Below are 7,036 nucleotides of genomic sequence, written 5' to 3' on the forward strand. Positions count from 1 at the left end.
CAAGGAGTGCCGTGAGTACAGCGTCTTTGTTCAGCCATATCGATATGCCGGTCGCCCAAGAGACCATCTGATCCAGCGACGCGAAGGATCTCCTTCGCGGTCCCGCCTTCCCGGATCGAATTCACACGGTAGATCGCACAGATCGCCGGTACCTCACGTGCCCGCGCTCGCCTGTCACAACTTCCTGTTGCGACGGATGCCGACGCGCGCCGAATCCGCATGCCGATCCGGTTCCCTTTCCTGCCTTCAGCATTGACGGAGTTCACTTGCGTTCCGATGTCGATACGACGACCCCAACCGGCGTGCACGCCGGGAATCCCGATGACGACGATTCCCTGGCCGGACGGTATTTCACCGCCCTGCGCCCCTTTCCCGACGACCTGTTCACCGTCGACGGAGATCCACGGGCTCTGGCACGAGATGCCCAGTCCTGGGCCACCTTCGGTGCGTCCACCGCAGCCTCAGGCACCCGAGTCGTCGGCATGAACACCGCACACTTCCTCGGCACCGAGGCCGAGTTGTTCACCGAAGTCAAAGACGAGCACCTCGGCCACCACCTCCATGTCACCGGCGGAGCCTACACACGTGTCGGAGACGCCCTCAGCACCTTTGCAGTGCAGCTGGATCAGCTCCAGTCCGCGATGGAGCCGCTGGCCCGGGAGGCACCCGAGGCCTACGAGGCCGCCCGGCAGGCCTACGAGGAGTATGTGGCAGGCAATATCGTCACCAATATCGGCGTACTCGATCGGCTGGTCCGCACCCAACAGCGCTGGAACGCGTTGACCGACACAGCACAAGACATCCAGCACGCGCTGACAAAGGCCGTCGACGCCTGCACGGCCGAAGTGAAATCCGCCACCGCGCTTCGCTTCTCCGAAAACCCTCTCGGTGTCGAAAGTTTCGCCGGTGTCCACGGTCTCATGCCCTCGTCGGCCCGCGCCGCCGAACCCGGCGCGGGCCCCGATCCCGTTCCAGGGTTGCGGGAGCTGTCGGAGGATCTCGCAGCGAGCGCCCTCGGCCCCGTCGAGGTGGCGGTCGATCTTCTCCCGGTCCTGCTGCAGCTGGCCGCGCAGGCGGCGAGCGTCGCCGGCGCGCTGGGCAATTCGATACCGATGGTGGGGCCGCTGGCCGCCGTGGCCGCTCCCGTGGTCGCCTCGATGCTCAATACCCTGGGCACCACGCTCTCCGCAGTGCGCACACCGCTGCTCGAAGCGGCCGAATCCGCCTCCGGGCAGTCCTGGAAGCGATATCTCGTCGGCGCCGAACCTCCGGCGACGGCACAGACTCTCCGCGCCGAGCCGAGCGGCGGAGCCGACCGGTTCGTCGCCGAGCGGTTCGCGTCCAGGTCCGCGAGGATGGCCGCCGACATCCCGACTGGAGCCGACGTCTCCGCCCCTGGCGCTCCGTTCGTCATCCGCTTTCCCACCACGTTCGGACAGCGCCGGGATGTCCGCGACGAAGTGCGCTTCGCCGCACACGTCAAGGGCGGGTTCGCATCGCTGCACCTACCGGAGGGCGACGGGGCCCGCACGCTGGTCCTGATCGAGTCCCCGTCCTCGGCCCACAGCTTCCGTTTCGATCAGGATGTCCCCGAGGGCGGCCGGCTCGAGCTGAACCCGGACGGTTCGGTCAGCATCGTGGACGCGTTCGGCGAACCGGTCGGCCTGCTCCTACGACCGTGGGCTCGTGACCGCAACGGCCGCGATGTCGAAACCAGCTATGCCGTCGACGGTCACGCCGTTGTCCAGATCGTCATCCCGGATGCCGACACCGTCTATCCGATCCTGGCCGATCCGGATGAGTCATGGCGGGACAAGCTTCGCGATCCGGCCGTCGACGCGACCGACGGCGGACCGGGGCGGTGGGTCGACTCGGGCGAGGGTGAGGGCCGGGATTCGAAGGGCCGCCTGAGCTTCAATCGACTGTTCCAGGAGGTGGTGACCGGCGGCGTCGGAGACAAGGCGTACGCGCTCGCTTACAGCCTCGGGGAACGGCCGAAAGCCGGGCCGTACGTGAAGATCGATGGATACGAGCCGCACGGTGAGCCACATCTGATCGAAGCCAAGGCCGGATACCTGCAAGCGCTGACAGCGCTGGAGAAGGCAAACTGGCCACCCCGGTGGTGGAAGGCATTCGATGAGAGCGACTACGCCGGTAAACGCTACAAATCACACATCGACAGCCTGCTGAAGTCGATGGACAGGCAGAGCGGTGCCATGGCGGAGGCTGGCACAACGCTGAAGAATCATTTCGTCTTTCGTGATGCCAAGACCGCGGACCTGGCCAGGCAGCTTCAAGCACGCTATGCACCCGACACCGGCGACCGGATCGTGGTCGAATCCACCTCCGAGTACCTGGAGTTTCGTCACCGAGTCGGGGCGCCGGACCTTCCCGCCCTTCGTGCCTTCGTCGACGGTGCGCCGCTGTCGGCGCCGAGCACGACCAGCAGCCCAACCAGCCCGTCCCCTGATGAACGACCCCGGAGCACGGAAAGCATCCGCACCCCGGAAAGTTCCCGCACCGCCGTGGACGATTCGGCGCGTCCGGTGGAGTCCGGATCACGGGAATCTTCAGCGAATCCTGAAACGCGGACCCAGGCACGCTCGCCGGAGATACCCGAGGAGAGCACCCGCACCGACTCACACCCCGACGGCCGCACCATCGCCCCACCGAGCGAGGACACGCACACCACCCGCCCCGAACCAGCGCGAACGCCGGAGCGTTCAACGACCGGTCCCGACTCAGCAGAGAAGACAGACACCCACCCGACGGACAGTCAGGGCACCACACCCGAAACCACCACCCACGCAACCACTACCGACGTTCCCGAAACGAAGGCCACCGGTCTCGAGACGGCAGGCAAGGCTCTGCGCGGGGTCGGTGCGGCGGCAGGCGCCGCCGGGGCGGTGTTCGACGCCATTCAGGTCTACGAGACGGTCGAAGCGGTACGCGACGGTGCGCCGGCAGGCGAGACCATAGGCACCACCGCCGGCTCGATCACCTCCGGCTGGGCGGGTGCAGTCGCCGGGGCGAAGGCGGGTGCGGCGCTCGGTCTACTCGGCGGACCATTCGCCGAAGTCACCGTGCCTTTGGGCGCGATCATTCTTGGCCTCGGCGGCGGGATCGCAGGATCGGCGATCGGCAGCGAGGTAGGAGGCGCGCTCGGCGGACTGTTCGACGACCACCCGCCAGGCACCGAGGACGAGCCGAAATACTACGACCGTTCCCTGGACCCGATCGACCCCTCCATCGACATCGATAACGCCGCTCCTGGAGACTACGGACCGGCCACCACCATGGAATATCGCCCCGACCGCGACCAGGCACGCAACATCCTGATCGGCGACCGCGATCGCCCACGCCCACTGCCGGTTCCGATGTCTGTCGTCGGCCCTCCGGCGCTGCCCGAATCAGACAGTTCACAGCCGCCCACCCCCGCACCCAGCGCGACCACGCCCGAGCCACCCTCGGTGCCCGAGCCACCCTCGGTGCCCGAACCCAACCAAGCCGCAGAACCACCCGTACCGCAGGCCCCCGCGACCCCGCAAGACCACCCCGCGCCGGTGACACCGACACCCGCTCCGGTGGTTCCGGACCCACCTACACCTACACCTACACCGGAACCGGAACCTGCACCGGAACCTGCACCGCTGTCCCCACCAGTTCCGGAACCCAGCCGTGTGCCTCCGGAACTGCTCGTGTGACAACCGCGAAGATTGCGCCATCCCTGACTGATCGACCCTGAACCGAAGGACCACCATGCCCGACATTTCCGACCTCGAACTACCCGAACCGACCGGTCACAGGACCAGCTGCGGCATCCGCGCTGTCATCGACTGCCGTCTCGAAACCGACTCCGCCGTCGCCGGCCGCGTCGCCGGACTGCTCACCGAACTCGCCACCATCGACCCCGTCTGGCAAGGCACCTGGCGCTACGAGTTCGGCCCCTGGCACACCCCCGAATACATCACCATCACCCCCGAAATCCAACCCATCCTCGACCTGTTCCCCCGCATCCGCGAAGACAACGACTTCAACCAACACGCCTACGCCGCAACGCTCGACATCGATAGCAACTTCGGCGGCGGACTCAGCGTCACACCGACCGGCAGCATCCCCGACAACGCCCCACCACCACGATTCCCCTTCACCGGACCCACCCGCTACGACGCCGGCTTCACCCCCAAACCAGCCCTCACCGAAGCAGGTCTACACTCCCGAGCCACCACCGGCACCATCGGCATCCACATATTCGACGCCTTCGACCGCTGGACCGAACCCGACACCCTCGTCTACTCCACCGCCATGACCCGCACCCTCGACCCACGCACCCGCCCCATCGACATCGGCTGGATCAGCCTGCTCCCACCCAACACCCCCCTCGACACCACCCTGCTACCCACCAAAGCCATCCTCACCACCAACCCCCGCAACGGCGCCACCATCATCCGCCTCGGCAACAGCCCCTGGCACCTCACCGAAACAGACATCCACACCACCCACGCCGCCCTCGGCCAACCCCTCCGATGAAATCCACCCGCACCCCGATGCCCGCCGATCACCCACCCTCACTCCCGGACTTCGACTGGACGATCGACCTCCCCCCGAGTTGGCTGTTTCTCGACGCGCCCCGCCCGGCCATGCCGGCCACGCTCGTAGGACCGGTCTCAGACGATGACAACAAGATTCGATGGGTCGCGATCTCGGCAGCCTGGTCGCCGACGCGTCGCGCGTCGACCAGCGCCACCGACATCATCGCGTCCCTCCCACAGGCATCCGGAGCGGAGATTCTGCGCACCAGCCGTGGTCCGGTCGTGCTCTACGAAACCGACCACGAACCCGTGATCCAAGCCTTCGCCGTCCGCCACCGCCGGGTGATCACGCTGTCCACGAAACCCGGAGTCCCGACGCTCCGAAAACCACTTCGGGCCTACCTCGCTCAGATTATCGACACCACGCGGGCCGCCGAACCGACCCGCGCGATCGGATCCACACCGTCGGCGCGGGCGGCTGCCTCGTGGTCCCCCGCCTGACGCCGCAAGGCCGCGGGCGCCCTGCGCGACGACGTCCCCACTGACGTCCGGCTCGGCTGTCTCGACCTCGTCCTCGACTGCCTCATCGCCCGCATCGGCTGCGGCCACACCGACGAAAACCTTTCCGCCGTACTGGATCTCGTCGAAGCATCGGTGCGCCGCAAGGAAGCCTGAGTTATGCTCGACACGGCCATGGAGTAGTTCAGCAGGTAGAACACCGCCGCAACAAGACGGAGGTCGCGGGCTCGAATCCCGCCTCCATGGCCCCTAGAACTTCGCCGATTGCGAGCGACGGGATCTACGGTCCCGATCATTGCGCCGTTCGGGATCGGCTAGCCCTCGAGGCTCTTCAACAGGATGCGGGCGATGCGGTCGAGCGACTCCTGATCGGCGGGATCGAGCACAGACAGCATCGCCGTCTCGTTCTCCGTGTGCGCGCCGACGACGACATCGACGAGCTCACGTCCCGCGTCGGTCAACGCGACCAGGACGGCCCTGCGGTCACCCTGATCGGCGATCCGGCGGACCAGGCCCGCGGCTTCCAGACGGTCGATGCGGCCGGTCATCCCCGCGCGCGAGAGCATCAGCGTGTCGGCGAGAACCGAGGGGTTGAGTTCGCACGGTGCACCCGAACGGCGTAGTGCCGCAAGCACATCGAACTCGCCGCGCTGCAAGCCGTGTGCGATGAACACGGCTTCGATGCGGGCCATCGCGACCGTCATCAATCTGCCGAGCCTGCCGAAGACGGCCATGGCGGCGAGGTCGAGGTCGGGGCGTTCGCGCCGCCACTGCGCGGCGATGGCGTCGACGGCATCCGGTTCATCCATGGACACGATTCTATTCGCTGCGATATAGTTCGGTATCGAATTATCAACCGGCGAATGGAACTGCCATGACGAACACTCGCGACATCGCCCTCTGCCTGCCCGAGGACGCCGAGGTCCTCGGCACCGACACCGTGCGCATGCGCCTGCTCACCGACGCGAATGCCAGCGACGGCGCCGTCAGCACCCTGGAAGTCACCATGGACCAGGGTGCCGACGGCGCGGCACCGCACTTCCACACCCGCTCCGACGAACTCTTCTACGTCGCCGACGGCGAACTCCAGGTCATGGCGGGCGACCGCATCCTCACCGTCGGCGCGGGCGGCTCCCTGGTGGTCCCCCGCCTGATGCCCCACGCCTTCGGCGCCACCCCCGACAGCGGCGCCCGCATCCTCATCGCCCTGATGCCCGGCGTCCAGCGCTTCGAATACTTCCGCCTGCTCGACCGCCTCATCCACGGCCAGGCGACCCACGACGAATTCCTCTCCGCCCAAGAGGAATTCGACAACCATTTCGTCGACGCCCCCGCCTGGTGGGCCGAACGCAACGCCCACCGCCGCTGACCCACCGGCCATACCGAACCGCCCGGACTGTGGTGCAGATTGCAGCCGAATCGGGAACAACCCCGGCGAAGCCGCCGGTTGTACACCGTATGACGTTCTCCGTACCGGTCCTCGTCCGCGGCTATGAGCTCGACACCCAGGGCCATCTCAACCATGCCGTCTACCACCAGTACGGCGAGCACGCCCGCTGGGAGCTGATGCGGGCGGCCGGGATCCCGCAGGACAAGTTCCTCGCCAGTGGCATCGGGGCCGTCGTGCTCGAGTCGACGATCAAGTACCGGCGCGAGCTGCGCGGTGGCGACGAGGTGACCGTGACGTGCGAATTCGATTGGGACGGCGGCAAGATCTTCAAGTTCCACCACAAGATCATCAAGCTCGACGGAACCGTCTCCGCCGAGATCACCGTGGTGGCGGGCGCGATGGATCTGACCGAGCGCAAGCTGGTCGCCAACCCCGCCGAGCACTTCCGTAATCTCGCCGAGCGCCCCGAGCTGCTCGGCCTCTGACCCGACCGACACGGGCCCCCGCGCCCACCCCATACCCTGCGGTGCCGGCCCGTGCCAAGTCCCGCCACGGTTGCGGAGAGAGTGCCGGGGGCACCGGGGGAGCACCGGTC

The 7,036-nt window shown here is 67.1% G+C and carries 6 protein-coding genes, 1 tRNA gene and 1 pseudogene; 7 read left to right on the plus strand and 1 reads right to left on the minus strand.

Annotation, left to right across the window (positions count from 1 at the left end; genetic code table 11):
* The first annotated feature begins 266 nt into the window (after positions 1-266).
* The 5 genes and pseudogenes from ACFWPJ_RS02105 to ACFWPJ_RS02125 all read left to right on the plus strand — a co-directional run bounded on the left by ACFWPJ_RS02105 (position 267) and on the right by ACFWPJ_RS02125 (position 5,297).
* On the plus strand, positions 267-3,704 hold the full coding sequence (locus tag ACFWPJ_RS02105) for a hypothetical protein (protein WP_378846000.1): 3,438 nt from the start codon (positions 267-269) through the stop codon (positions 3,702-3,704).
* A gap of 55 nt (positions 3,705-3,759) precedes the next feature.
* Positions 3,760-4,530, plus strand: coding sequence for a hypothetical protein (locus ACFWPJ_RS02110; RefSeq protein WP_378846002.1), 771 nt, complete (start codon positions 3,760-3,762; stop codon positions 4,528-4,530).
* Positions 4,527-5,033 carry a hypothetical protein gene (locus ACFWPJ_RS02115; RefSeq protein WP_378846004.1) on the plus strand — a complete coding sequence of 169 codons (507 nt, stop codon included), beginning with the start codon at positions 4,527-4,529 and terminating at the stop codon, positions 5,031-5,033. Before ACFWPJ_RS02110 ends, ACFWPJ_RS02115 begins: the two co-directional genes overlap by 4 nt.
* A pseudogene (locus tag ACFWPJ_RS02120) lies at positions 5,034-5,207 on the plus strand (TetR family transcriptional regulator); the annotation flags it as partial. It abuts the gene before it with no gap.
* A gap of 17 nt (positions 5,208-5,224) precedes the next feature.
* Positions 5,225-5,297 (plus strand) — tRNA-Val (locus ACFWPJ_RS02125).
* Between the two features lie 68 nt (positions 5,298-5,365).
* On the opposite strand, the gene ACFWPJ_RS02130 is transcribed toward ACFWPJ_RS02125, so the two are convergent.
* Positions 5,366-5,860 carry a MarR family winged helix-turn-helix transcriptional regulator gene (locus ACFWPJ_RS02130; protein WP_378846006.1) on the minus strand — a complete coding sequence of 165 codons (495 nt, stop codon included), beginning with the start codon at positions 5,858-5,860 and terminating at the stop codon, positions 5,366-5,368.
* A 65-nt stretch (positions 5,861-5,925) separates the two neighbouring features.
* On the opposite strand from ACFWPJ_RS02130, the gene ACFWPJ_RS02135 reads away from it, so the two are divergent.
* Both ACFWPJ_RS02135 and ACFWPJ_RS02140 read left to right on the plus strand, forming a co-directional pair.
* The gene (locus ACFWPJ_RS02135) at positions 5,926-6,420 is read left to right on the plus strand and encodes a cupin domain-containing protein (RefSeq protein ID WP_378846007.1); all 495 of its coding nucleotides are present in this window, start codon (positions 5,926-5,928) and stop codon (positions 6,418-6,420) included.
* Between the two features lie 89 nt (positions 6,421-6,509).
* Positions 6,510-6,926, plus strand: a complete 417-nt coding sequence (locus ACFWPJ_RS02140; RefSeq protein WP_378846008.1) for an acyl-CoA thioesterase — start codon at positions 6,510-6,512, stop codon at positions 6,924-6,926.
* Positions 6,927-7,036: the final 110 nt, after the last annotated feature.

This window comes from Nocardia sp. NPDC058497 (assembly GCF_042720195.1).
Taxonomy (GTDB): domain Bacteria; phylum Actinomycetota; class Actinomycetes; order Mycobacteriales; family Mycobacteriaceae; genus Nocardia.

Bases quoted from the DNA above. Each gene is read 5' to 3' on its own strand.
- ACFWPJ_RS02110 (WP_378846002.1), top strand. From the start codon at position 3,760: ATGCCCGACATTTCCGACCTCGAACTACCCGAACCGACCGGTCACAGG.
- ACFWPJ_RS02115 (WP_378846004.1), top strand. From the start codon at position 4,527: ATGAAATCCACCCGCACCCCGATGCCCGCCGATCACCCACCCTCACTC.
- ACFWPJ_RS02130 (WP_378846006.1), bottom strand. From the start codon at position 5,860: ATGGATGAACCGGATGCCGTCGACGCCATCGCCGCGCAGTGGCGGCGC.
- ACFWPJ_RS02135 (WP_378846007.1), top strand. From the start codon at position 5,926: ATGACGAACACTCGCGACATCGCCCTCTGCCTGCCCGAGGACGCCGAG.
- ACFWPJ_RS02140 (WP_378846008.1), top strand. From the start codon at position 6,510: ATGACGTTCTCCGTACCGGTCCTCGTCCGCGGCTATGAGCTCGACACC.